Origin of the sequence: Motiliproteus sp. MSK22-1, from assembly GCF_001968815.1 — a bacterium.
Classification (GTDB): domain Bacteria; phylum Pseudomonadota; class Gammaproteobacteria; order Pseudomonadales; family Balneatricaceae; genus Motiliproteus.
This window is the reverse complement of record NZ_MIEQ01000084.1, coordinates 37,218-60,089: the sequence shown is the minus strand read 5'-3', so window position 1 is coordinate 60,089 and position 22,872 is coordinate 37,218. Positions and strand designations below refer to the sequence as shown.

At 46.3% G+C, this 22,872-nt stretch carries 18 protein-coding genes and 1 pseudogene; 5 read left to right on the top strand and 14 right to left on the bottom strand.

The genetic code is table 11. From position 1 onward, the window contains the following. Nucleotides 1-54: 54 nt before the first annotated feature. Entirely contained in the window at nt 55-3,084 is a 3,030-nt protein-coding gene (locus BGP75_RS22815; RefSeq protein WP_076721229.1) for a PAS domain S-box protein, read from the bottom strand. Nucleotides 3,085-3,469: 385 nt separating this feature from the next. Further along, nucleotides 3,470-4,204 (bottom strand): hypothetical protein, encoded by a 735-nt coding sequence (locus tag BGP75_RS22810; protein WP_076721228.1) that lies wholly within the window; start codon nt 4,202-4,204, stop codon nt 3,470-3,472. A gap of 225 nt (nt 4,205-4,429) precedes the next feature. Here BGP75_RS22810 and BGP75_RS26890 point away from each other — a divergent pair. After that, a pseudogene (locus BGP75_RS26890) lies at nt 4,430-4,568 on the top strand (IS256 family transposase); the annotation flags it as partial. Nucleotides 4,569-4,650: 82 nt separating this feature from the next. Here BGP75_RS26890 and BGP75_RS22805 read toward each other — a convergent pair. The 8 genes from BGP75_RS22805 to BGP75_RS22770 all read right to left on the bottom strand — a co-directional run bounded on the left by BGP75_RS22805 (nt 4,651) and on the right by BGP75_RS22770 (nt 12,654). Next, nucleotides 4,651-5,022 (bottom strand): hypothetical protein, encoded by a 372-nt coding sequence (locus tag BGP75_RS22805; protein WP_076721227.1) that lies wholly within the window; start codon nt 5,020-5,022, stop codon nt 4,651-4,653. Nucleotides 5,023-5,029: 7 nt separating this feature from the next. Then, on the bottom strand, nt 5,030-5,662 hold the full coding sequence (locus tag BGP75_RS22800) for a hypothetical protein (RefSeq protein ID WP_076721226.1): 633 nt from the start codon (nt 5,660-5,662) through the stop codon (nt 5,030-5,032). 594 nt (nt 5,663-6,256) lie between these two features. Then, nucleotides 6,257-7,435, bottom strand: a complete 1,179-nt coding sequence (locus BGP75_RS22795) for a Xaa-Pro peptidase family protein (protein ID WP_076721225.1) — start codon at nt 7,433-7,435, stop codon at nt 6,257-6,259. A gap of 141 nt (nt 7,436-7,576) precedes the next feature. Next, nucleotides 7,577-8,860: a TRAP transporter large permease gene (locus BGP75_RS22790; RefSeq protein ID WP_198939519.1), complete on the bottom strand. Its 1,284-nt coding sequence runs from the start codon at nt 8,858-8,860 to the stop codon at nt 7,577-7,579. A gap of 56 nt (nt 8,861-8,916) precedes the next feature. Continuing rightward, complete coding sequence (locus BGP75_RS22785) at nt 8,917-9,456, bottom strand: TRAP transporter small permease (protein ID WP_076721223.1); 540 nt, start codon at nt 9,454-9,456, stop codon at nt 8,917-8,919. Between the two features lie 106 nt (nt 9,457-9,562). Further along, the gene (gene dctP / locus BGP75_RS22780; RefSeq protein WP_076721222.1) at nt 9,563-10,603 is read right to left on the bottom strand and encodes a TRAP transporter substrate-binding protein DctP; all 1,041 of its coding nucleotides are present in this window, start codon (nt 10,601-10,603) and stop codon (nt 9,563-9,565) included. 87 nt (nt 10,604-10,690) lie between these two features. Further along, a complete protein-coding gene (locus BGP75_RS22775) occupies nt 10,691-11,854 on the bottom strand; it encodes a M20 aminoacylase family protein (RefSeq protein WP_076721221.1) in 1,164 nt (387 codons plus the stop codon). A 41-nt stretch (nt 11,855-11,895) separates the two neighbouring features. Next, nucleotides 11,896-12,654 (bottom strand): aspartate/glutamate racemase family protein, encoded by a 759-nt coding sequence (locus tag BGP75_RS22770; RefSeq protein ID WP_076721220.1) that lies wholly within the window; start codon nt 12,652-12,654, stop codon nt 11,896-11,898. A gap of 321 nt (nt 12,655-12,975) precedes the next feature. Here BGP75_RS22770 and BGP75_RS22765 point away from each other — a divergent pair, with 321 nt between their 5' ends. Further along, entirely contained in the window at nt 12,976-13,536 is a 561-nt protein-coding gene (locus tag BGP75_RS22765) for an Lrp/AsnC family transcriptional regulator (protein WP_233153009.1), read from the top strand. Nucleotides 13,537-13,611: 75 nt separating this feature from the next. On the opposite strand, the gene BGP75_RS22760 is transcribed toward BGP75_RS22765, so the two are convergent. Together BGP75_RS22760 and BGP75_RS22755 are read right to left on the bottom strand one after the other, a co-directional pair. Beyond that, a complete protein-coding gene (locus BGP75_RS22760; protein WP_076721219.1) occupies nt 13,612-14,802 on the bottom strand; it encodes a diaminopropionate ammonia-lyase in 1,191 nt (396 codons plus the stop codon). A 237-nt stretch (nt 14,803-15,039) separates the two neighbouring features. Continuing rightward, nucleotides 15,040-15,483 carry a DUF3617 family protein gene (locus tag BGP75_RS22755; RefSeq protein WP_076721218.1) on the bottom strand — a complete coding sequence of 148 codons (444 nt, stop codon included), beginning with the start codon at nt 15,481-15,483 and terminating at the stop codon, nt 15,040-15,042. 321 nt (nt 15,484-15,804) lie between these two features. Between BGP75_RS22755 and BGP75_RS22750 the strand changes: the two genes are divergently transcribed. After that, nucleotides 15,805-17,850, top strand: coding sequence for a DUF4214 domain-containing protein (locus tag BGP75_RS22750; RefSeq protein WP_076721217.1), 2,046 nt, complete (start codon nt 15,805-15,807; stop codon nt 17,848-17,850). Nucleotides 17,851-17,978: 128 nt separating this feature from the next. Next, a complete protein-coding gene (locus tag BGP75_RS22745; RefSeq protein WP_076721216.1) occupies nt 17,979-18,452 on the top strand; it encodes an NYN domain-containing protein in 474 nt (157 codons plus the stop codon). 136 nt (nt 18,453-18,588) lie between these two features. On the opposite strand, the gene BGP75_RS22740 is transcribed toward BGP75_RS22745, so the two are convergent. Continuing rightward, nucleotides 18,589-19,785 (bottom strand): multidrug effflux MFS transporter, encoded by a 1,197-nt coding sequence (locus tag BGP75_RS22740; RefSeq protein ID WP_076721215.1) that lies wholly within the window; start codon nt 19,783-19,785, stop codon nt 18,589-18,591. Nucleotides 19,786-19,887: 102 nt separating this feature from the next. Here BGP75_RS22740 and BGP75_RS22735 point away from each other — a divergent pair, with 102 nt between their 5' ends. Continuing rightward, nucleotides 19,888-20,772: a LysR family transcriptional regulator gene (locus BGP75_RS22735; RefSeq protein WP_076721214.1), complete on the top strand. Its 885-nt coding sequence runs from the start codon at nt 19,888-19,890 to the stop codon at nt 20,770-20,772. Between the two features lie 91 nt (nt 20,773-20,863). On the opposite strand, the gene BGP75_RS22730 is transcribed toward BGP75_RS22735, so the two are convergent. After that, nucleotides 20,864-22,825: an ATP-dependent DNA helicase RecQ gene (locus BGP75_RS22730; RefSeq protein ID WP_076721213.1), complete on the bottom strand. Its 1,962-nt coding sequence runs from the start codon at nt 22,823-22,825 to the stop codon at nt 20,864-20,866. Nucleotides 22,826-22,872 lie beyond the last annotated feature (47 nt).

The following is a 22,872-nucleotide window of genomic DNA, read 5'->3' as shown; positions in this document are numbered from 1 at the left end:
AAACACCCGGCGCTTAGTGAATCTGTTATTGACAGCGTCTGTTATTTAAAGGGCCTAGAGCTTTTCAAACATTTCCTCGGCTGATATCGGATGACTAAACAGATAGCCCTGGGCCATATCACAGCCCAGATCCCCAAGCAGCCGGAACTGATCGTCAGTTTCCACACCTTCGGCCAGGACTTTCATCCCCAACCCATGCGCCATCGTTATAGTGGCTTTGACCAGCTCCCTGTCTCCCTTATTCTGAGTAATGCCCTGCACAAAACTGCGGTCAATCTTTAACACATCAAAAGGGTAACTTCGCAGATAGCTCAAAGAAGAATATCCCGTGCCGAAATCATCCATGGCGATACTGACTCCTAGCTGGCCCAACGCTGACAAAGCATCGGATATGTAGCTATGACCACTCATCAGCAGCCCTTCTGTGATTTCCAATTCAAGAAACTCGCCAGAAACTCCCGATTGGTTCAGGGACTGGCGGATAAACTCAACCAGATTTGCCGACCGAAATTGGCGAGGAGAGAGATTGACAGCCACTTTAAGTCCGCATTTACCCTCCAGATGCCAATTGACCACTGCGGTTAATGCTTCTTTGATTACAAATTCACCGATAGGAACAATTAATCCGGTGTGCTCAGCTACGGGAATGAACTCCACTGGAGAGACATTTCCGAGGGTTGGATTATGCCAGCGAAGCAGTGCTTCAACGCCAACAATACGCTCGCTGGATACATCCACCTGTGACTGGAAACACAATCGAAGTTCCTGCCGATCTAGCGCACCTCTAAGCTGCTCTTCCAATACAAAGCGGCGCGATACCTCGTCATTAATCTCCTCAGTATAGTAAGTAAGGGTATTGCGTCCTTCGGCTTTAGAGTAATACAGGGCTGAATCTGCATTACGCAGCAGCTTCAAGGGTGTTTCACCATCATCCGGATAGACCGCAATACCAATGCTCAGGGTCAGCATCAACTCTCGATTCCCGATACTGAAAGGTTCCCTGAACCGATGAAGTAAATGCTCAGCCACCAGGCTGGCATCCTTCGCTTCTTCCAATCCACCCAGAATAACGATAAATTCATCACCTCCCAGGCGTCCTACGGTATCGCTTCCCCGAATTGTATTTTGCAAGCGCTTTGCCGCTTCCAGCAAGGCATTGTCTCCCGTATCGTGACCAAGGGTATCGTTGACCTTCTTAAAATCATCAAGATCTAAAAACAGCACAGCAACACGCTCTTTATTACGATCAGCTTCTTTCATCCTTAAAGAAAGTCGATCGAGCGCCAGGAAACGATTTGGAAGATCCGTCAGCTGATCATAATGAGCCTGATGGAGTATTCGTTCATCTTGTAATTTACGTTGGGTTATATCCTCTTTGACCGCCAAAAAATGACGAATCGACCCCGCTTCATCAACAACCGGAGCAATATGAGCCTGCTCCCAAAAAAGATCACCATTCTTTTTTCGATTTTGCAGCTCACCACGCCATGCCTTACCAGCGCAGATCGTTTTCCATAGTTCCTGATAACAGCGTCTTGAGGTTTTTCCCGATTTAAGAATTTTTGGATTCTTTCCACCCACCTCACCAGAACTGTATCCCGTTACCTGCTCAAACGTACTGTTAACATATTCAATGTCTCCGTTGGTATCGGTGATAATCACAGATACCGGACTTTGTTCTATGGCCTGCGACAGGGTACGAATACGAGCTTCCCTTCGCTCACGCTCAGTGCTATCTAAAACGATGGCGCTAAAAAATAAATGTCCATCCCTTTTCCAACAACTCAGAGTCAGCTGTAATGGAAACTCTTCACCGTTTTTTCGCACACCGGTTAAATCATGACTCACTCCCGAATGTTTAAGCTCACCATACTTAAGCGCGTAAGAAAAACCTTCCGTATGAGACTTCAGATGCCGCTCTGGAATCAACAAGCTAAGTTGCTTACCCAAAATCTCCTTAGCCGAATAGCCAAACGCCTTCTCAGCACCCAGATTCCATTCGATGATCTCACCCTGATTGTCATTGACTACAATCATCCCAACCGTTGTAGATTCAAATATTGATCGATACTTTTCCTCACTTTCTTTTAAGGCTGCTTCGGCTAACTTTCTTTCGGTAATATCGATAACCGTGCTCTGGACAGAAGGCTCGCCTTCCCAGTCGATCATTTCATTTATCGATTCCAGCCACAGCATATTCCCGCTTTTGGTCAAAAACTGGGCTTCATACCGAGAAGAAATATCCTCCCCGCTCTCCCCTGCAAGTTTTATCGATTTCAATCGTTCAACATCATGAGGGGCAACAATCATCTCTACTGAAGGCAAATCCAGTAACTCAGGCACTGAGTCGTATCCAAGTATCTCGACCAGGGCTGTGTTAGCAAATAGAATTTTCCAGTCTCGATGAATATAAATACCTTGAATTGACCCCTCTACCAGACTTCTGAACTTACGCTCAGCCTGTTTTAGGGCTGTAATTTCACGGGCTATACCCAGAACGCCGGTGAGATTTCCGGCGCTGTCAATCAAGGGGGTCTTTATGACCTCAAGAACTTCAGCCCTGTCTGAATCGGCAAAAACCGCTTTTTCTTCGGTGGTAAACGAATTTCCGGAAATTATCGCAGCTCTGTCTTTTTCATGATAACTACCAGCTTTTTCAGCACTGACAAAATCGTAATCTGTCTTTCCAACCAGTTCTGATTCTACTGCACCAATAAACTGTTCGTATTTGGGATTACAGGCCAGATATTTTCCATTCTGGTCCTTTAGCCAGACTAAGTCAGGAATGGTCTCGAGCAGCGTCCGTAAATAGGTTTCTGTAGCCTTCTGCGACTTGACGAACCGAAACACCATGACCAGAACAAACAGTGTTGTAATAATGACAAAAGCCAGCCCCTTGGCTGTCTGCAACGTCGAGAGGTATTCTTTATCAAAGGCAATACTCTCTATGATGCTGTCAGAGAGCACAATCCAGAGTGAGGCAAACAAGCTGTAAGAAACCACTATCTTTACGGCAGGCAACACCGCTGATTGTTGCTGTTTGAAGGCTTTGGAACGTATTGTTTCTGAGCGAAAGATATTCATCAGAACCTGTCGGTATTAAATAGCCTTTGGTTTGGCTCCCCGCAAAGAACAAAACAGGAGCAACGAAGTTCAAAATTATCCCTGTATAAGTAATGTCATTCCATGGCCGATGTCAATTCACACAATCATGGAGACATTCCGGTAAGGATACAGCTCTGACCACATATGACACTTTGTTGCCGGGCATCTCAGTCCCTTCCAACCGAAAAAAATCGATAAACAGTCAATGCCAACTACCTGCTCATAATCAACACATCAAATCAAATTTTCTCACCAATCGACAATTAGACTTGTGTTGGTCATTAGAACTGATAAGCAGACACTGATTTAGCTTGTCGGATAATACCCCGAGAGATCGCACACATAAGAAAAGTTTGTTAAAGCCTTATTTAACATTAGCAGACACTTTCTTCAGTATTGCCAGCTGTGCCTCTCTTGCCTGATCAAAGAGGGACGAGCGAATAGCGAAGTTCGCATTTCCAAGGTCAGGAAAATCAGAAAACTGGTGTGATGTGACTTTATCAGGGGTTTCAGCAGTGAATGATGACTGACATAAAACAGCAGGCGGGCTGATTGACAGGACATACATACTCACGGATACAGCTCCGGGCCGGTACTGATCAACAGTAAGCATCCTGGGCTCCTGGAAATCCAGTGTTTGATTAAGAACCAGATATTCCAACCCCAAAACATTCTCGAAGATCTCGCGAAATCCCTCTTCAGCCTTTTCGTCCTTAATGGAGTCCTGAGGATTAGGCTCAGATGACCAATCAAGAGCCTCGCGCAATTGGTAACTGCTGGTTAAATTAAAGGGAATTTTATGGGAGCGATTATCAAGGTTAAGTAACCATTGATGCATAGCGATGGTGGTGTTTGATGAATTTCCATAACGAGAAAACACCAAGGGTATTTTAGTATCTTCACAAAGGGGTAAAGAGCCTTGGTTTTGCTGGTCTTGTTTCTGAAACAAAACATCCTGCAGCAACTTCGCAGCTGCAACTATTTCCGTTTTTTTCTTGAGTATTCGCTGTTTATACTCATCAGCCACTTCCTGATGAGACGGACCGCAGGCTGAAAGCAGCAGAAGGGATATAACGACAAATACCGCTTGGCGGAACATTGATCCAATACCTCCTGAATTTTTCCATCTAGAGGGTATTGTTTAAGTATATCCGTTCTTTACTGTTTGTGTTGAACGTAACCGGTCATTCCACGGAATGCGTGACGCTTTGATATAGCGTCTGACCGTGGAGGTTGATCCACGAACCTGTCCTTCCACACCCGCGATGTTAGCTCTGTCACTTTATGCCAAGTAATCACTGACTCGCAACAGAACGTCCGTCAGTATACGACTAACACGGTTGAGGCTGTGCATCGTCAGTTCCGAAAGCTGACAAAAAAACAAGGGCGGCTTCGCCAATGAAACAGCTTTACTCAAGCTGCTCTATGCCAGTATGTTAAAAGTGGCCGCCCCCGTGCAAAACTGAAATCTGGCGCTGTCTCAGTTGAGCATCCAGAGCCATGAACACCCTCTCCTCTAGTTTTATTCTAAAAATAACCTATTTTTTATGGCTCATATATTTTCAGATAAAAATCGTTGATAAGATACAGCGTGTCTCCATCCCAGCCTTCAAATGAACTTTTTACATTAAAGTCTATATTAGGCTGCTCCTTAGGAAATATCTCAAGCTTTCCCTTATAGGACAAATCACCAGAAACATAATGAATCTCCCCTTCGTACAAGTGCTTTGGGTATTCACTAGGTTTGGTTATAAACACAAAAACCCCTCCATCAAGTCCCCCAACCCATACCGATCCTGAGGGGACAGAATTAGGGGCTGGAGGATCTGACAACTCTGTCTCGCTTTCTTGACATGAGATCAACCCGAAAATAACAACTAACAAAATCAGACAATTAAGTACTTTTTTCCCATCCATGTTCTATTTAAAACACTCCTATGTCTTCAAGTGACAACTTGTTCGTACTGTTCTTGTACTCTAAATTTGGGAAATCATCCATAAATTCACCTATATACGAGTTAGGTCTCGGGTCTATAATCCATGGAGTCGAAACCCCCGCACTCTCTGTAATTTCTTTCACAAAATGGATACAGCTATTTGTTAGCAGATCATAAGGTTCTCTAGTTTTGATAGAGTTTTTAAGCTTCCTTGATTCTGCTGCTTCCAACATCAAGTTATACTTATCTTCCACCTCAATATATACAGCCTTAATTCTTCCAGACTGTCCAGATACTCTAGAAATAAACCCAAGCGTTTTCTTCAGCGATCCATAGTCAATGCTTCCATTTGTAACTTTAACATTTGGGAGATTTCTAGCTTTGAGAACAAGTCCTAAATTTGCTGGCGGATCATACCTACCATATTCGTAATATTTTGTAGTTCCAGTTTTTCCATTGATAAACAAAACACCTGCATGCCCTAAGTTGGATAACTTGTCTTTGTATTCTGGAATTGAAAAATTATCAAAATCAACAAAAGGAAGGACATCAACCTCCCTCTTCTTAACTTTCACTGTGATTTTAAAATCAGGAAAAACTATTGGGATTACTACATCCATTTACGCAGTCCTTTTATATAAATATCCTTTGTGACCGGGAGTTTATCGCATATATCAAAGACGGTACTAGCTATTTCTTCAGTAAGAGCATTCAGCCCCGTAGAATGCAATTAACAGTACTATGGCAGTTCTCCACTCCATTCATCCCGGAAGTAGCCAACATGAGTAATTAACAGCGGTCAGCAATACCTCACTTCCAAAACAAGCAGGTCATGCTTGAAAGGTTTTCGCATATCGGTCGGCTGGGTACAGTGACAGATTTTGACCTAATTACGAGGGGCCGAACATCAGCCCTGACTCAAGCGCAGCTCGACACCATTACCGAGATCGATAAACACTGCCTCATTCTTTGTTGATGATGCCAGATCATCGGCAAGTCCCTATGCGCGTCACAAAACGAGCAGCAGGCTGGCGGCTTTCACGCCATTGATCAACAAGCATCTGCTTCTGTTCTAGTGTTCTAGTGTTCTAGTGTTCTAGTGTTCTAGTGTTCTAGTGTTCTAGTGTTCTACGAATTGACTGAACCATATTGCTGTCCCCTGCAGGACGTCTTGCAATGAATGGTTGCTGTTGAACAACACTAGCACATACAGATTAGCCGATGATCGGCATTGTCGGCCACGCCCTTTGATGTAACATCTCACAGCCATTATCGGTGATAAGGATGTTCTCCTCATGCACCATCATCTTTCCTGGAGCAAAGGTCATCCCCGGCTCCAACGTCAGGACCATACCTGCTTGAAGAATAACGTCACCACCAGGCACATTAGATGGCCACTCCGTTAACTGCATACCCAATCCGTGTCCCATGCGTCCCACGTCATTTCCGAGAGCACCAGCATCTTCTAATACAGACCACATCGCCTGCCAGACATCTCCGGTCGTTCGACCAGGAGCAGCAGTATTCAGGCCAGCGTCTGTGGATTGATAAACAGCTTCGTAAGCGCGCTGTGCCTGCGCATCCACCCGACCAAATCCATAGTTACGATCAAAGTCACTGAAATAGCCCTCAAAATTGGCACCGGTATCAATAATCAGAATATCACCTTCATCCAGCTTACGATCTGTAGGACCCATGATGATATTGTCATAACCCCCCTGCCCTGATGCAGATATCAGATAGGGACAGGAATCCGCTCCCAGTCGTAACATCTCCAGGTGCATGGCTTTGCAGGCTTCTCGTTCGGTCATACCTGCCTGCAAGTGATTCAATAAGTATTCGAAACCACCTGCAGCGACTTCACAGGCAAAGCGTATTTTCTCGATTTCTGCACTGGATTTGACTGATCGAATTCCTCTGACGATTTCAGATACATCAACAAAGTCAAATTTTGTCAGATTCTCTTTTAGTAAGGAAAAGTTATCTGCAGGCATTCGAAGGTGCGTTTCCGGCCCCAACATCGCTCCTATACGCAGGAACCTCTGACTGACTTCTGCCAAGGTTTCTGTTAACAAAGAAACACCATCATCCTCAGGTCGTGGTGACGGCCAGCTGCGTACGTCCTCAATCCATGTCAGTTCAAACCCCGCCACACCAATTTCAGGAACAACGGCAATCGGTACTCCTTGAGAAGGAACTACCAGAAACCATGGTCGCGTAGGGCTTTCCCAAAACTGTGACTTAAAACCACTGAAGTAACGAAACTCAGGTTCTGTTGAGAAAAACACAGCATCAATTCCCTGCTTTTCCATTTCGTGTTGCAGCTTTTGTGTGCGCTGCTCAAATTCCGAGTGTTCAAATCCTCGTGGAGGGGGTATCAACGGGTTATTCATGTCTATTCTCTACGTTATTCTCAGGAAGCTAAGTTGATATCTTTGTTTAGCAAGTTACGTCGTTTATACAAACTATAATGCCCTGCTAGCTGCTGCGACTTCATACGTCCATTTAGAAGCCGCCTCTCTGATAGAAGCCATTTACTTAAAAGCCAAGTCTCTAAACAATAGAGCAATACTTGGAAAATAAATGAGCAACGCTGACATCAAAAACAGAATCAGGATAAATGGCAGCGTCCCTCTGATCACTTCCATATAGGGTCGATTGAATATCGCGATAGCGGTAAATATGTCACAACCAAACGGTGGTGTAGCTGATCCTATCGCCATCTGTAGTGTCACCATGACCCCAACTAGCACAGGATCAATACCAACAGAGTCTATGACAGGCATAAAAATCGGTGTCAGTATCAGCAGAACGACCAATGAATCAACAAACATGCAGCCAACAAAGAATGTCAATGCAATAACGAACAGAATGTACTCCTGAGAGGCATCCTCCAGATTCAGCGGAGCCAGGAGTTCCTGAGGAATTTGTTCGAAAGAAATATACCAGGAAAAAGACTGCCCAATTCCTACCAGGATAAACACAACAGCAGTTATCAGACCTGTGCTGAGAGCCGCATCCATCACGTCACCAAACTTGAGCTCTCGGTAGATCACACATTCCACCAGTATCGCGTAAAGAACCGAAAAGGAAGCGGCCTCAGTTGGTGTGACTATTCCGGAATATATACCACCAACAATCAGTATAGGGAAACCCATCGGCAGAACAGCTTTTTTAATCGCGGCTATTTTCTGGGTTAAATCAGTCTTCTCAACCAGCGCGATATCAGCACTATGTCGAACACTGTGTATATAGCTATAAAGTGAAAACAATATGGCAAGTAAAATCCCGGGACCTATTCCAGCTATAAATAACTCTCCAACACTGGCATTAGCTAAGGTTCCGTAGAGAATCAATCCGATACTCGGTGGTATCAGAAAAGCGATATCACTGGCATTGATAATCAATGCCATCACAAAACTGTCTTTATATCCCGCTTGCAATAATTTCGGGCGCATGATCTGCCCTACTGATACTACAGTCGCTTGAGTTGAACCAGAAACCGATCCAAACAACGTACAACTAATGCAGGTCGTTATCGGTAGTCCACCTCTCATGTGTCCGACAAACGCCTCGATCAACCCCAACAAATTATGGGCAGTGTTTCCTCGGGTCATGATATCCGCCGCAAGGATAAACATAGGCACTGCAATCAACGCATTAGGAGATATCCCGGTAACCATCTGCTGAACAATCACCTGAGGGTCCGTGCCGGAAAAATGGATAAGGCCGATAAGCGCCCCTACCGCCAACGGCACAATCATCGGAAAGCTTAAAAACAACAAGATAACCATCACGGTTACCAGTGCAAAGGTAATCACATGGATGTCTGCCTCACCAGCGATGGCATCAGTGATTAGCTGAAAGAAATCGCTCATGATGGATCACCTGCAGAATCTGCCGTTTCGATAACGTCGTAGGATAAGTAAATTTCTTTATGAGTTAGATTCATCAGAAAGCTGATCGAATACTGAACCCCCGCCATAGCCAATCCAACAGGAATAATTGAGTAGATGATATAGACAGGAAATTGCAGCGCCGGGCTCAGTCTATTAATTCCCTTCAGCTCGACGACATAGTGAAATGCTAACCAGGCAAGGTAAAACATCAACCCTGCCGTGGTTATGGCAATAACGGTGGTCAGCACCTTTTTACCCGTATGACCCAGCATATCGTAGACAGCAGTCATGCGGATATTACGTCCCTTCCTCACTGCATAAGCGAAACCGATAAAAGTCACAGCAACAATCAAAAACTGGTTAAGCTCTTCAGAAAAAAAGATGCTTTTATTGAAAAAGTACCTACCGATAGCGTTAGCTGTCGAGTTCACCATCATTACGATGATCGACATGATAATAATGAGTTTCTCTATTTTCTCAGTGATAGCACTGATTTGATTAAGTACTTTTTTCATAACAGCAAATCCCGGAAGCCACTACTCCGTTAGTGGCCTCCTTAGTTAGTACGAAAGGTCAGTCAGTTTGCTCAGGAAAATACCAGGGCAGCATCGAGCAAGCTCCTTAGTAGTTAGCAACCATTTTGACTTCCTCTATCAAACTCTGAAGAATTCGCTGGGCACTCTTTCTGGATTCAGCTTCGTCTTCACTTGAATAGGCCTTGGCGACAACATCATAAAAGGTGTCGTGCAATGAGATACTCAGTTCCTTAAAGCGACTACGCTCTTCCTCAGTCAGAATCACTACCTGCATATCAGGGCGCTCCTTCATGATCTTATCCATATTTTCTTTATTGATACGTAGTTGATATTCATAAGCTGCTGCGTCCGCGGCCTTGATTGCCTTGCGAACCATGGCCTGCTTTTCAGTGGAAAGTCCCTTAAACCACTTGCTATTGGTTGATACGGTCGCAACATAAGGCTGCTGGCCTGGGAACATCAGGTAATCCTGAACCTCATGCCACTTGGCGTTGTAAATAAAGTAGATAGGGTTAACCATGCCATCGACTGTTTTCAACTGCAGAGAACCGTACACCTCACCCCAGGAAAGCGGAGTTGGGGTAGCACCGAAGGTTTTATAGGTCTCAACAGGAATAGTGGAAGTGAAAGTTCTGATCTTCTGATTAGCAAAGTCTTCAGGGCTTCTAATTGCCTTATTAGCCCCCCAGACCATCTCACCTTCAGATAGCATGGACAGCAGCTTCAAGTTTTTCGCTTCAAATTTTGGTGCTAAATCTTCATAAATCGTTTTACTACTGGTCAGAATCTGACGGGTTACCTTTTCATCGGTACCCAAAACATAAGGTAAGCTAATCGCCTGAACTTCCGGCACGTAAGACCCCAGATGACCGGTGCCCACAGACACAAATTGAATCGTACCATTGGCAGCCAGTTCAACAATATCGTTCTCAGTACCTAGCTGACCGTAGTAATAGATCCGCACCTTAATGTCGCCATCGGACTCCTTTTTAATCACCTCTGCGAACTTTTGAGCGTAGATGTCCTGAACATCTTTTTTGTCTTCTTCGGATGCAAACTTCCAGGTCTCTGCTTGAGCGCCAAAGGCGATACCAAGGGTTAGTACGGCGGTGAGTAGTTTCTTCATGGTCGTTCCTTTTCTCTTATTTTTCGCTGTTATCAACAGCGGTTTTTTTACAGCGATGAACAGCCGTTTTTGCGGGATTCGGTTGAATTACTTCAGTCGGTCACTGACTAGCTGGACCCAGTAACTGGCCCCTTTTCCCAAAATTCGATCATTAAAGTCGTATTCCGGGTTGTGCAACGCACAACCACCAACAGATTCAGTTCCATTACCCAGCAGGGCATAACAACCAGGTTTCACTCGTAACATGCTGGAAAAATCTTCGGAGATTGTGAGTGGATCACAGCTGCCATTGACCTTATCGTTACCTAGTGCTGCATTTGCGGCAGCAATGGCATAGTCGGTTTCGGCATGGCTATTGACTGTAGGGTAAAAAGTATTGACAAAATTAAAGCGATACTCGGCTCCAGCAGCTTCACAGATGCCGGCAACAATACGCTCCATCCGCTGTTCCAACTTAGCCAGGGTCTGCTCGGTAAAACAGCGACAATCCCCCTTAATTGTTACCTCTGAAGGAATAACGTTGACAGTACCGTTAGTGATAAACTCTGTAGCAGAAACCACTGCTGTCTCATGGATTGCACTAAGGTTACGGGATACCAGTGTCTGCAAAGCCATTACCACCTGAGCGCCGGTAACCAACGGATCGATTCCGGTATGAGGCATGGCCGCATGACCACCTATACCTAAAATTTGAATTTCAAAACTGCTTTCACTAGCCATCAGTGAGCCAGGTCGCACAGTAAAGCTACCTTCAGGCATACCGGGTAGATTGTGTAAGCCGTAGACTGCATCAATCTGGAAGCGCTCGAACAGGCCATCATCAATCATCGCCTGTGCTCCCTGACCATGTTCCTCATCAGGTTGAAAAATAAAGTAGACAGTACCATTAAAACTTGGAGCTTGAGCCAGATGACAAGCCGCACCAAGCAGCATCGCTGAATGACCATCATGGCCACAGGCGTGCATTTTCCCCTTATGTTGAGAGCGATACTCAAAGCTGTTCTGTTCATGGATATGCAACGCATCCATATCAGCACGCAAGCCAATACTGGCGTTACCATCACCAGCATTTAGTATGCCCACGACACCGGTCTGACCAATATTACGCACAACTTCAATGCCAAAGCTTTCAAGCTTTTCGGCAATAAAGTCAGAGGTCTGCTGTACCTCAAAACCACACTCTGGATAGCGATGCAGGTGGCGACGCCATTCAGTCATTTGATTGATCAGTTGAGAATCCAGGGACGGCATAAAATAGCACTCCGAAATAAGCTGATGTGCAGAAGAAAAATTCAGACCGGCAATTGCTGTAACAACGAACCATAGCCAGAAACGGGAGCCGGGTAGCCCAGCAGTTGCAGGCTATGCCAAGTCAGGGCCTGATTACTGCTAACTACGGGTTTACCGAGCTGTGCCTCGATTTCATCAAGAACCACAGATGCCCGCAACGCTGTACAGGAAACGAACAAAAGATCAGCTTGTGCATCGCAGACATTTTTTGCGGCATTAACGATGTCAACGGGCGAAATAAAAGTCATCGCGGTGTCATCTTCAAAGCCGAAACCAGCAATGTTCAGTACCTCAAAACCATGCCTCTGAAACAATTCAGCCACCTCACAATTAACCTGCTCGGTGTAAGGGGTAAGAATAGAGATACGACGAGCACCAAGCTGCCTGAAGGCAGCAACAGCGGCTGTTACAGGATTCGTGACGGGAACTCCGGGACAGCTTTGATGGATCAGCTCTGCTATGCGTTCACTGCCAATGGCCACGGTTCCAGAGGTGCAACCATAGATAATCGCATCCAATTGAGTGCCCGGTAAAATGGTGTCAGCAGCAGCGCTGATACCCGGAGCCATAGAACGCAGATTTTCAATGGTCAGCGGATTGTAGTTACGAACCCGACTGGTAAAAATCTGCGTGTCTCCCGGCAGCATTCGACGTAAATCCTGCTCGATATTAAAATCGGTAGCCAACGCAACAACGCCAATACGTCCGGCCGGGGCCAGATGATCCAGCGGTTGAGCAGGTTCAATGGTGGATACTTTCATTATCGACTTCTCGCTGATCCGACGCTTATTATTGTGATCAGGCCATATCTGGAAATGTAATCCCCTGAGGCCTAAATCAATATTAAGGGCAGAACCACGCAGCTATTCCTGCAATGAAGCCTTACACTTGAGGATATTCCGCAAATATCGATATATATTGAAGAATAAAATCACCCTTGATCAGTCATCGTTAAAAAGGAAGCTACAGGCAAGTCCCTTGCTTCTCAGACCCTCAATACGACTGGCTATCAAGGCAACGGTTACAGGCTTGCTTATCAAAAAGAGTTAACGCAAAGACCCGGTCGCTCAGAGGGGGGCCATGTGGCGACTGCAACCGATAAGCCAATATTCGTATTATTTATAACTCATGTCTCGGAGCGCTATACCATGACCCAGACTCATCCGGCCTCAATAGACAGTTTCGATCGAAAAATTCTTGAGATCGTACAACACTCCAATCGCACCACATCCGAGCAGATTGCCGAGCAGGTAGGTCTGTCCCCCGCCGCAGTACAACGCCGACTGAAACGCATGCGGGAGCAACACATCATCCAGGCCGATATTTCTGTTGTCAGCCCTCGAAAGATCGGCCGCTCAATGACCTTTGTGGTACAGGTAAGCCTGGAACGGGAACGGGCAGATCTGATGGATGCATTTAAAAAAGAAATGAAGAAAAACAAAGCTGTTCAGCAATGCTATTACGTAACCGGCAGCTCTGATTTTATCCTGATAGTGACCGCAGTAGACATGGAAGGTTATGACCGCTTCACCCGAGAATCGTTTTTTGACAATACCAACATTCGCAGTTTTCAGACCAATGTAGTGATGGATGCCGTTAAAGTGGGGCTTTCAGTGCCAGTGGAAGAAGAAATATCCCCGTAGGTCTGTAACCTCATTTTACAGAAGGGTACCATGACAAAAATCCGGCCGCAGAAACGGCCGGACAAGCTTATGGAGTCAGCCTACCAATTGCTGGTACAGCACCGGATCAGTGGCGCCTTCAGTGCCGATCACCAGGACTTTGCTCTCCTTAGTCAAACCCAGTTTCTCAGAAAACTCAACGGACTGCCGGGCTAATAACGCTGCGGCCAGCCCGGGAACGGCCGACTCGCCAGCCTCAATGGCAGGATCTTGCTGGTACCCTTTTGCCAGCAATCGCATAGCCGCCGGGACCGCCTCTTCACTCAGTGTCATAAAGTCATCTGCACCGGTCGCCAGTATTTTCCAGCCGAGTGCCGAAACTTCGCCACAGGCTAAACCAGCCATCAGGGTATCAAGATCCCCTTCAACAGCCACCGGCTTACCGGCTCTGGCACTCATCTGCAAGCAGTTTGCCTGCTCAGGCTCAACAATAACGATCCTCGGACGTTTATTACCCCATAGATCCCAAAAATAACCGGCAATAGCAGAAGCAAGACCGCCAACCCCCCCCTGAACAAACACATGGGTTGGAATTTCACCCTCTAACTGCTCTACGATCTCAGACAACATCACCGTGTATCCCAAAGCAACATCCTTGGGAATTTCCATATATCCTTCGTAACTGGTGTCAGAAACAATAATTCGATTGTTGGCTTTGGCATCCATGTCTGCCTGTCGAACAGAATCATCATAATTGCCGATTATTCGAATAACCTCAGCACCAAAGGCTTCCATCGCCTTTTTCCGTCCCTCAGAAACATCCCGATGAATATAGATGACACAACCACAACCAAACATTTGTGCCCCCCAGGCAACGGAACGGCCATGGTTACCATCTGTTGCGCAACTCACCACCAACTCAGCCACTGCTGATTTCCAGCGCCCCTCCAGCAAGTCCGCAATACTGGGCCGATTTCCGGTGCTGAGCTCAAGGGCTTGCTGTAACTGTCTCGCTACTGCATAGGCACCACCCAGCGCCTTAAAACTCTTAAGGCCAAAGCGCTGTGATTCATCCTTGTACCAGATCGACGCAAGACCGGCAGTGTCCGCCATAGATTCTAACGAAAACAGAGGAGTAACCTCATAGTCAGGCCATGCTCTGATATCATTTATCGCATCAGCAGCACTGGCCACACAAATTACTTCTTTTTGTTCAGCTGAATACGGACGATTGATATCAGCCTCAGGGTTAGCAAAATGTGTCAGTTTTCCGTTGAGTTCAAGCATGGCAATCAAGGCTCTCTTATATGTGGATATTTGCTCACCTGTCGAGATAGTTCTATCAGATTACCGATATCACAAGACAGCAGTGCGTTGATTGAATAGTCTACGGAATGATGATGCGGTAATACCTCCGTTTTTATCCGGCCTGCAAGCAAATAAAGCGGAAAGCGCACCATTGTCGATGAATTTCATCATTCCTGCTAAATCGTCATTTCTACCATCACTGCCGGGCAAAGCTGATTAACAACTGCCAAGACGCTTCCCGTGCCAGGTGTTCTTGATTTTCATCCCCTGCATCTCCATGATCAGTTTTCCGTCCATTTGATTGCCCGACGAATGTAACTCCCCTTTACCAACCACCAGTCCTCCATCAGTATCGCACCGCATTGTCCATTTCATCGTCTGCCCTGTCTGCTGGACATCAGAGGCTTCGCACTCCCCTTCCATGTCTTCCATGAATTTTTCTGCCGTCCAGTCTCCATCTTTAATACATTCAACTCCTTTGTTGGTCATCGGCTGGGGCATCATTGGCATCGTTACTTCAGACGCTATTTCCCACTTTCCGGGATTGACCTTCATACTCGCATCTGCCAGAACAGTAGCTGGTGTCAGTAAGCAAATGACAATGCCCATACCAAGGCCTCTAACGCACTTCATATTATCCGTACACTTCGCACCACTCATAGTTGGCTCCACAAAAAGCTGATTGTCGAAAGACTCGAACACTTTAAGGTTATCGGGAAAATAGCTATCAAGAAAGAAGCTGTAGAGAAAGTAGCTATGTTTTTTAACCTCCTCGTTATACTCTCTAGTACATTAAAGGCGGTACGTAAGTTTATGATCCTTCTAAACTTCCCGTCTCTATATTAGCAAAGAGAGGACAAATGCCTGATGGATTGTCATAATGAGGATCAAATGGGCTATCTTGGCCGATAGCCAACTAATCTGACAAAATATCACCGCCTTCCACTTTTGCTGTTTAATGTTGAGAAACGAAATCACACTATGAGCACCACAACTGATTTTATCGACTTTGCATATACTCAGGTACTGAACCGCCTACCGGATGCAGAGGGCAAAGCGTTCTGGTTATCACAACTGGATCTGGAAGGAGTTGGAGGTGACCAGATGCTGGCCTCCCTGATCGCATCTCCTGAAGTGGATCAAACCCAAACCGCTGTAATAAGACTCTATCAATCAGCATTTGACCGACTTCCCGACAAGCCCGGTCTGGATTATTGGCAGGACCAGTTTAACAGGGGTATCGACCTCGTAGCGATGGGCAAGGCATTTATCGCTTCTGAAGAATTTGCCACTCTCTATGGCGAAGATCTCAGTGATGATGATTACGTAACAGCGCTGTACATGAACGTCTTAAAACGCATTCCTGAAGAAATCGGTAAGGCCTATTGGGTTGGTCAGCTCCAGACAGAAAGCAGAGAACAACTCTTGGCTAGTTTTTCTGAATCTTCTGAAGCTAAAGAACTTATGAAAGCGCAGAGCCAGCAGGTTCTGGCTTATAGCATGATCTTGGAACGTTCTGCTCTGACAACTGAAATTGATACCGGTGCTTCACTAAAGTCGGCCATAGGGACGATACTGTCGGCACCCGAGTATGATGGGCCTACACCTCCTAATTTTACCATTCCCAACTGGATTACCACATCAGTCAGTGCTGACGGTCAAACACTAAGCTTAAGCGGAGTGTCCAATGGTACGGTAGAAGCAGATCTAACGACTGAAACACTGACAGATAATCAGCAAACCATACCGCTGGATGATTTATCTCCCTTTCCTGTTAATCTGAATGCCAGCGCCTTACAAAATGGTGGACTTAATGCCACAGGTAACGACGATGCCAATGTTCTTACCGGATCGGGACAAGCGGATACTCTGACAGGGGCCGGCGGAAACGACACCCTCGTGGGCGGTAATGGAGCAGATACGCTTTCCGGTGATTCAGGTGATGACAGCCTTCAGGGAGACTCAGGTGACGACACGCTCAATGGCGGGGCCGGGGAAGATACCCTCACCGGGGGTAGCGGCTCTGACACGCTGTCAGGTGGTGACGCCGATGATACTCTGTCAGGAGGAACAGGCAGTGATATTTTACTGGGCGGAGACGGTGTCGATACGATTTCCGGAGATGAAGGGGACGATACCCTTAGCGGGGAAGGCGGAGATGACATATTGGAAGGAGGCCCCGGTGTAGACGCGATGTCCGGTGGTGCAGGAGCGGACACATTTGTTTACACCGCTGCTTCAGATCTATCTGGAGCTGAACAGATTCAGGGAGGCGAAGGTGACGACACCATTCAGGTCAACTCATCGACTCTTGATCTAAGTGCAGCGCAAATCACAGATATCGAGATAGTACAGCTTTCTGCTGACACTACTGAAATTATGATATCAGGTGCCCAATATGACGCATTAACCACGCTAAGCGGGACGACAGCCAGCACACTGATTTTTTCAGACCGAGTAACTTTTCAAATGTCTGAAGATTCAATTCTTTCCGGTATAACGGCTATAGAAACTCGCGGCACCCAGTCTGCCGATTTAAGTGGTAATTCCAGTGATAACAGACTTACGACAGGCAGTGGTATTGACCAATTGACAGGTGGGGCTGGCGCTGATGTTCTAGAAGGAGGCGGCGGAGATGATATATATGTTTACAACGCTGCCAGCGACTCTCAGTTCAGTAATGGAAATACCTTTAACGGGGATACCCTAGTGGAATTCAACTTTTCTGGCGATCGTATACTTTTACCTGTCTCTATCGCGATAACTGACACGCTGGAAATTGAAAGTGGTTTTTATACAACACTGGAAGAAACCCTAAACCCCAACACAGAATTACAAACGCTATTTGCTAGCGCAGGCAACGTAGCGGTTCAGCTCACCATAGAAGCAGGTACAGCAGCGGGTGAGTATTTATTAATCGAAGATGGTACCGATAACACCACCTTCAACAGTGCAGAAGATATGATAATCAAGTTGGAAACCCCTCAAAACATCAACAACTTTGGTCTTAGTGACTTTCTTATTTGATGGCAAGGGTTAATGGCCGATGGAGCTAAAGTATGCCACTTTAGCTCCCTTTACTACCCCACTCATTAAGCAATCGTTCTCTGCTTAAATAATGCATTAACAATCGAGAAAGCAAGAGTCTGCCCCCTTTGAAAAAAATCGCCATTTTTGTTGATGTTCAAAACATCTACTACACCACTAAGCATACCTATGGTAAGCAGTTCAATTATCGCAGGCTGTGGCAAAAAATAAGTGCAGAAGGAGAGATCGTCTCTGCAACAGCTTATGCAATTCATCGGGGTGATGACCGACAACTGAAATTTCAAAGCGCACTCAAGCATATTGGCTTTACAGTGAAGCTTAAACCCTATATCCAGCGCAGTGATGGCTCAGCCAAAGGGGACTGGGACGTTGGCATTACTATCGATATTATGGAAGCAGCAAAAATCGTCGATACTGTTATTTTGCTTTCCGGTGATGGAGATTTCGATCTGCTTTTAGATAAGATTAAACGAGACTACGCGGTTAATGCTGAAGTATACGGAGTCCCGGCACTGACCGCGCACTCGCTGATCAACTCAGCAACAATCTTTCATCAGATAGACGAGAGTTTACTGATCTAGCAGATCTACCACTACAATGAAGAAGAGCCCTCTCGAATCGAGGTATCGGGCGAACCGGCCTGAGGTCATGAGTAAACAATGACACCCCTCTAAGCACCCTAGTCTAATTAGATTAAATTGAGCACTGAAACGGCAATTAGCGACATTCCGCCATCAACAGATACTTTGCTCTGGCCGATCCCCCGGCCAATCTGTTAAGCAATAAACAGAGTACAACGCCTATTGCCATTGTAACCCCCAGCGTCAATGGTGTTGTAACTCCCTGATCAACCAGAATAACGGTTGCAAGAGACCCCAAAAGCATCTGCAGACATCCGGCCAAGGCTGATACCGACCCAGAGTTTTTCTTATAGGGACTTAACAGACAGGTCAGGGACATCATAAAGCCAATCCCGAACGCCATGGCGAATAAACTCTGCGATGCAACTAACCAATAAAGCTCCAGAGGGACCATGATAAAGAACAGCGCAGAGCAGCCCAATAACAGATAAGACAGGTTCAATCGTTGCTGGTCGTTCAAATGATGACGAAGCTTATTTGAAATAAAGCTCCCGAACATACCGCAGGCTGCGGGAATCAGTGACCATTGACCGTAGTCGCTGGCATCCATTCCGATTTCTTTCTGTAATAAATAGGGCATTACCGAAATCAGCAACAGATGCAAACAAAAGAACAATGTGTTTAAACCAGCATACCCCAGAAAATACCGATCCCTAAATAAATCCCCGTAGCCATTGAGGATAGAATACAGACCAACACTGACACGATCTCCTGTCCTGGTTTCGGCGAAACAGAAAAACATCACTAACCAGATTAAGCAAATATAGATGGCCATCACTATAAACAGTGCTGACCAACCAAAATGATGACTCAGATACCCACCGGCAAACGGCGCTAACATAGGCGTCATTGCAGCGGCAATACCGACATAAGATATTGCGATCGACAGCTGTTTCCCGTCATAGCGATCACGAATCATGGCTCGCCCCAATACCGATGCGCTACCGGCACCAGCCCCCTGGAGTAATCTACCGGCCAGAATAAGCTCAGCTGACTGTTGGCCAAACATACACAAAGCAACACCCAGCAGCGTAATACAAAGGCCAATAAGCAGTATTGGTCGCCGTCCCCAGGCATCCGACAATGGACCGTAGGCCAGTTGAGAAATGGCAAAGCCCAGTAAATAGATGGATATATACCACTGGGCCTGAGCAGGATCGAGGAACAGGTCCTGACTGATTGCCGGTAACGCAGGCAACAACAGACCGACTCCCAGCTGAGCAACACTAACGGTCAGACAGGCAAGAACAATGGGTATCCAATAAAAAGGCATCTCAGTACCAGCGACTTTAGGGGAAATTTGTCATAGGCTATTACATACTAAAAAAAAGATAATCAGCTTTATTGGTATTTCTTTATTTCCTACGAGGATCAAATGGACTTATACGACTGCACACAAAGTTTTGTACTAGTCGTGGACCTGGGCAGTTTCTCAGCCGCTGCCAGCCATCTGGGAACCACCAGCTCGGCTGTGTCAAAGCGAATCCGCTGGCTGGAGCAGAGAATTGGTGCAACCTTGCTCAAACGCACCACTCGGAGCCTTACACTCACAGAGACAGGACAGCTCTATTACCAACGGGGACAAAAGCTGCTAGAAGAGTGGAACAGTCTGATTGACGAAGCGGGTTCCCGTAATGCCCATGCTGTGGGTGTATTGCGCGTTGGCGCTTCACTGGCACTGGCTTCCAGAATTTTAATTTACTTTATAGAAGAGTTTCTGCGGCTGTACCCACAGATAAAGGTTGAGCTGTACACCGTGACACCAAAACAGCTACCCGATCATAATCTGGATGTTTTCCTCTCTGCATGGTTGGAAGGCTACGACACGCTGAGCTATATAGGAAAGCCCCTGTTTGATTTTCAGTTTGGTTTCTTTGCTGCGCCAAGCTATATCGCGCGCCATGGGGAACCGACCAATGCCAGTCAAATAGAGCAGCATAACTGTTTGTTATTTAGAGAGTATGGTCATAGTGAGGAACGGGAGTTTTGCGATGGCTCACGGATCAGCTTAAGCGGGAATTTCGTTACCCGAAATTCTGAAGCCTTAATAAATGGGGCCGTAGCAGGCATGGGATTACTGCTCGGAACCGAAATGACTATTTCACGGGAGCTGAACGAAGGACTACTGGTACCGGTATTACCGGCCCTGAAACTGCCCAAGAATACTATCTACGCCTATTATCCAAAGTTAGGATTTGAATCCACCAAGACCCGATTGTTTATCGATTTCATAAAAGACAAGGCGTCACACACCCTCTGACCATGAGATGTTTATACCAGAGGCTGGAGCATGGCTGTCAGTGCTGAAACAAACCGCTCTATAGCCCTGCTCTCATCCTCTGCTTTACTGTCTAACCAGCTTCAGAAACCGCGGATAAAACACTTTCAAAAGACAGTTCTGAAAACACCCCGAAATAACGGTGCTTCTTTAGCTTTGCTTTAGTGGTTGCCGGACTGGGCAAGCCGCAAAGAAAACGGGTCAATTGACGTGGTTGCTGTAACGCCATATGGTTCTCGGTCCTTAGCATCTGAATGATTTCATGCTGGGAAGCATTCAGTCGGGGAAAGCTCGGTCGCTCTGTTGTTTCGCAGCCGCCGTGATTAAACCGGGCATTACATCGATCACAATGACCACAAGGCTCCGTTGTTGCTTCTCCGAAGTACTCCAGTAAAAAGTTACCTAAACAGTGTTGATGATTAGCAAAGCTGATGACCTGCTGAATACGCTCAATATCGCGACACTCTCGGGTTTCAAACATAGCAACCAGGGTCTCCAGCAGCGTTTCAGGATTGGCTTGCCTCAGTCGGCGATACCCCTGCCTTAGGCCACTGACAGATGTTTCAATCCAGCCTTTTTGTTCCAGGTAATCCAGCGCAGCAAGTACTCTGGATTTGGGTTGTTGAAGCTCAGACTCGATTACTGTCATATCGATGCTAAGCCACTTTCTCCCCATACTTCCGGCTGCAAATAGTGATTTTAAAAAAAGTCTACGTTCTTCGGACTCAAAACGTTTGCAGATTTCATCAGCTGATTCAACAAAAGCCAGACGATACTGGGTATAGAAAGGCCCGGTAGCCGCCATGATCCCTTCCAACTCCAAATAGGTTAGCAGGGTATTGATCACCAGCGGGCGAATGTCATAAGCGTTGGAAACCTCATAAGGACTGATATCCAATTTATCACCTTCGCCAAGGTTGATTCCCTTCCCCCCCTCAGTGCTAAGCAGCGCACCAATAAGCTCCGCTAAACTTTCACGCGAGGGTGTATCCCCATAGCTGAAATTAGCCAAGACCCGGCAATCATCGATGCAGGCAAAGAGTTCACAGGAAGATGATTGACCGTCACGACCGGCCCTGCCAATCTCCTGTACATAGTTCTCGATAGACTTAGGCAGGTTAAAATGAAAAATCGCCCGAATATCCTGCTTATCAATCCCCATGCCGAAGGCAATCGTCGCGACAACCGTATTCAGAGTTCCATTCATAAAAGCGTTCTGTACTTCAGATCGCTCTTCATCTTTCATTCCTGCATGATAAAAAGCAGCAACCAATCCCTGCTGCTTAAGTGCCGCCGCCACTTCTTCTGCGCTATTCTGTAACGTAACATAGACAATTGTTGAAGAGTTCTCAGGCAACTGTCTGATACGTTCAATTAACAACGACAAGCGGTTCTGGGAAGAGCAGGCCGTGGTTGAAAGGCGCAAGTTCGCACGTCGAAAACTTGTTTGGATATGATCCTGCTGATTGATGGAAAACTGACGTCTGATATCTGCGGCCACAGCCGGTGTCGCTGTCGCCGTTAACGCTAACAACCTTTCGACCTTAAGGGTTCGGGCCAGATCAGCCAGCTTTAAGTAGTCGGGCCGGAAATTGTGCCCCCATTCCGAAATGCAGTGAGCCTCATCCACCGCCATCAAACTGATCTGTAGACGCTGTAAACGCTCGATAAAACGTTCGTTCTTCAACCGCTCGGGAGATACGTAGAGTAGTTTTATTTCGCCTCTGGATAATCGATCATAGAGTCTTAGCACCTCATCACTACTCAGCGATGAATCCAGTCTCTCTGCGGCAATATCCAACTTTTTCAACCCGTCCACCTGATCCTTCATCAATGCAATCAAGGGGGAGACCACCAGCGTCACCCCTTCCAGCATCAGTGCAGGCAGTTGATAACACAAACTTTTCCCACCTCCTGTCGGAAAAATGGCTAATGCAGAACGCCCCTGCAATAGCGAGTTAACGACGGCTTCCTGACCTGGTCGAAATTGATCAAGTTGAAAGTATTGCTGGAGTATTTTCTGAGGGTTGTTCATAACCGAATAGTCCTTTCTGGTAAATCTCGATGCCTGTCCCTAGGCAC

Excerpts from the sequence above, each read along its gene's own strand:
- BGP75_RS22775 (WP_076721221.1), bottom strand. The coding sequence starts at position 11,854 with ATGCCGTCCCTGGATTCTCAACTGATCAATCAAATGACTGAATGGCGT.
- BGP75_RS22735 (WP_076721214.1), top strand. The coding sequence starts at position 19,888 with ATGGACTTATACGACTGCACACAAAGTTTTGTACTAGTCGTGGACCTG.
- BGP75_RS22785 (WP_076721223.1), bottom strand. The coding sequence starts at position 9,456 with ATGAAAAAAGTACTTAATCAAATCAGTGCTATCACTGAGAAAATAGAG.
- BGP75_RS22740 (WP_076721215.1), bottom strand. The coding sequence starts at position 19,785 with ATGCCTTTTTATTGGATACCCATTGTTCTTGCCTGTCTGACCGTTAGT.
- BGP75_RS22795 (WP_076721225.1), bottom strand. The coding sequence starts at position 7,435 with ATGAATAACCCGTTGATACCCCCTCCACGAGGATTTGAACACTCGGAA.
- BGP75_RS22750 (WP_076721217.1), top strand. The coding sequence starts at position 15,805 with ATGAGCACCACAACTGATTTTATCGACTTTGCATATACTCAGGTACTG.
- BGP75_RS22800 (WP_076721226.1), bottom strand. The coding sequence starts at position 5,662 with ATGGATGTAGTAATCCCAATAGTTTTTCCTGATTTTAAAATCACAGTG.
- dctP (WP_076721222.1), bottom strand. The coding sequence starts at position 10,603 with ATGAAGAAACTACTCACCGCCGTACTAACCCTTGGTATCGCCTTTGGC.
- BGP75_RS22805 (WP_076721227.1), bottom strand. The coding sequence starts at position 5,022 with ATGGATGGGAAAAAAGTACTTAATTGTCTGATTTTGTTAGTTGTTATT.
- BGP75_RS22760 (WP_076721219.1), bottom strand. The coding sequence starts at position 14,802 with ATGCTTGAACTCAACGGAAAACTGACACATTTTGCTAACCCTGAGGCT.
- BGP75_RS22755 (WP_076721218.1), bottom strand. The coding sequence starts at position 15,483 with ATGAGTGGTGCGAAGTGTACGGATAATATGAAGTGCGTTAGAGGCCTT.
- BGP75_RS22810 (WP_076721228.1), bottom strand. The coding sequence starts at position 4,204 with ATGTTCCGCCAAGCGGTATTTGTCGTTATATCCCTTCTGCTGCTTTCA.
- BGP75_RS22770 (WP_076721220.1), bottom strand. The coding sequence starts at position 12,654 with ATGAAAGTATCCACCATTGAACCTGCTCAACCGCTGGATCATCTGGCC.
- BGP75_RS22730 (WP_076721213.1), bottom strand. The coding sequence starts at position 22,825 with ATGAACAACCCTCAGAAAATACTCCAGCAATACTTTCAACTTGATCAA.
- BGP75_RS22815 (WP_076721229.1), bottom strand. The coding sequence starts at position 3,084 with ATGAATATCTTTCGCTCAGAAACAATACGTTCCAAAGCCTTCAAACAG.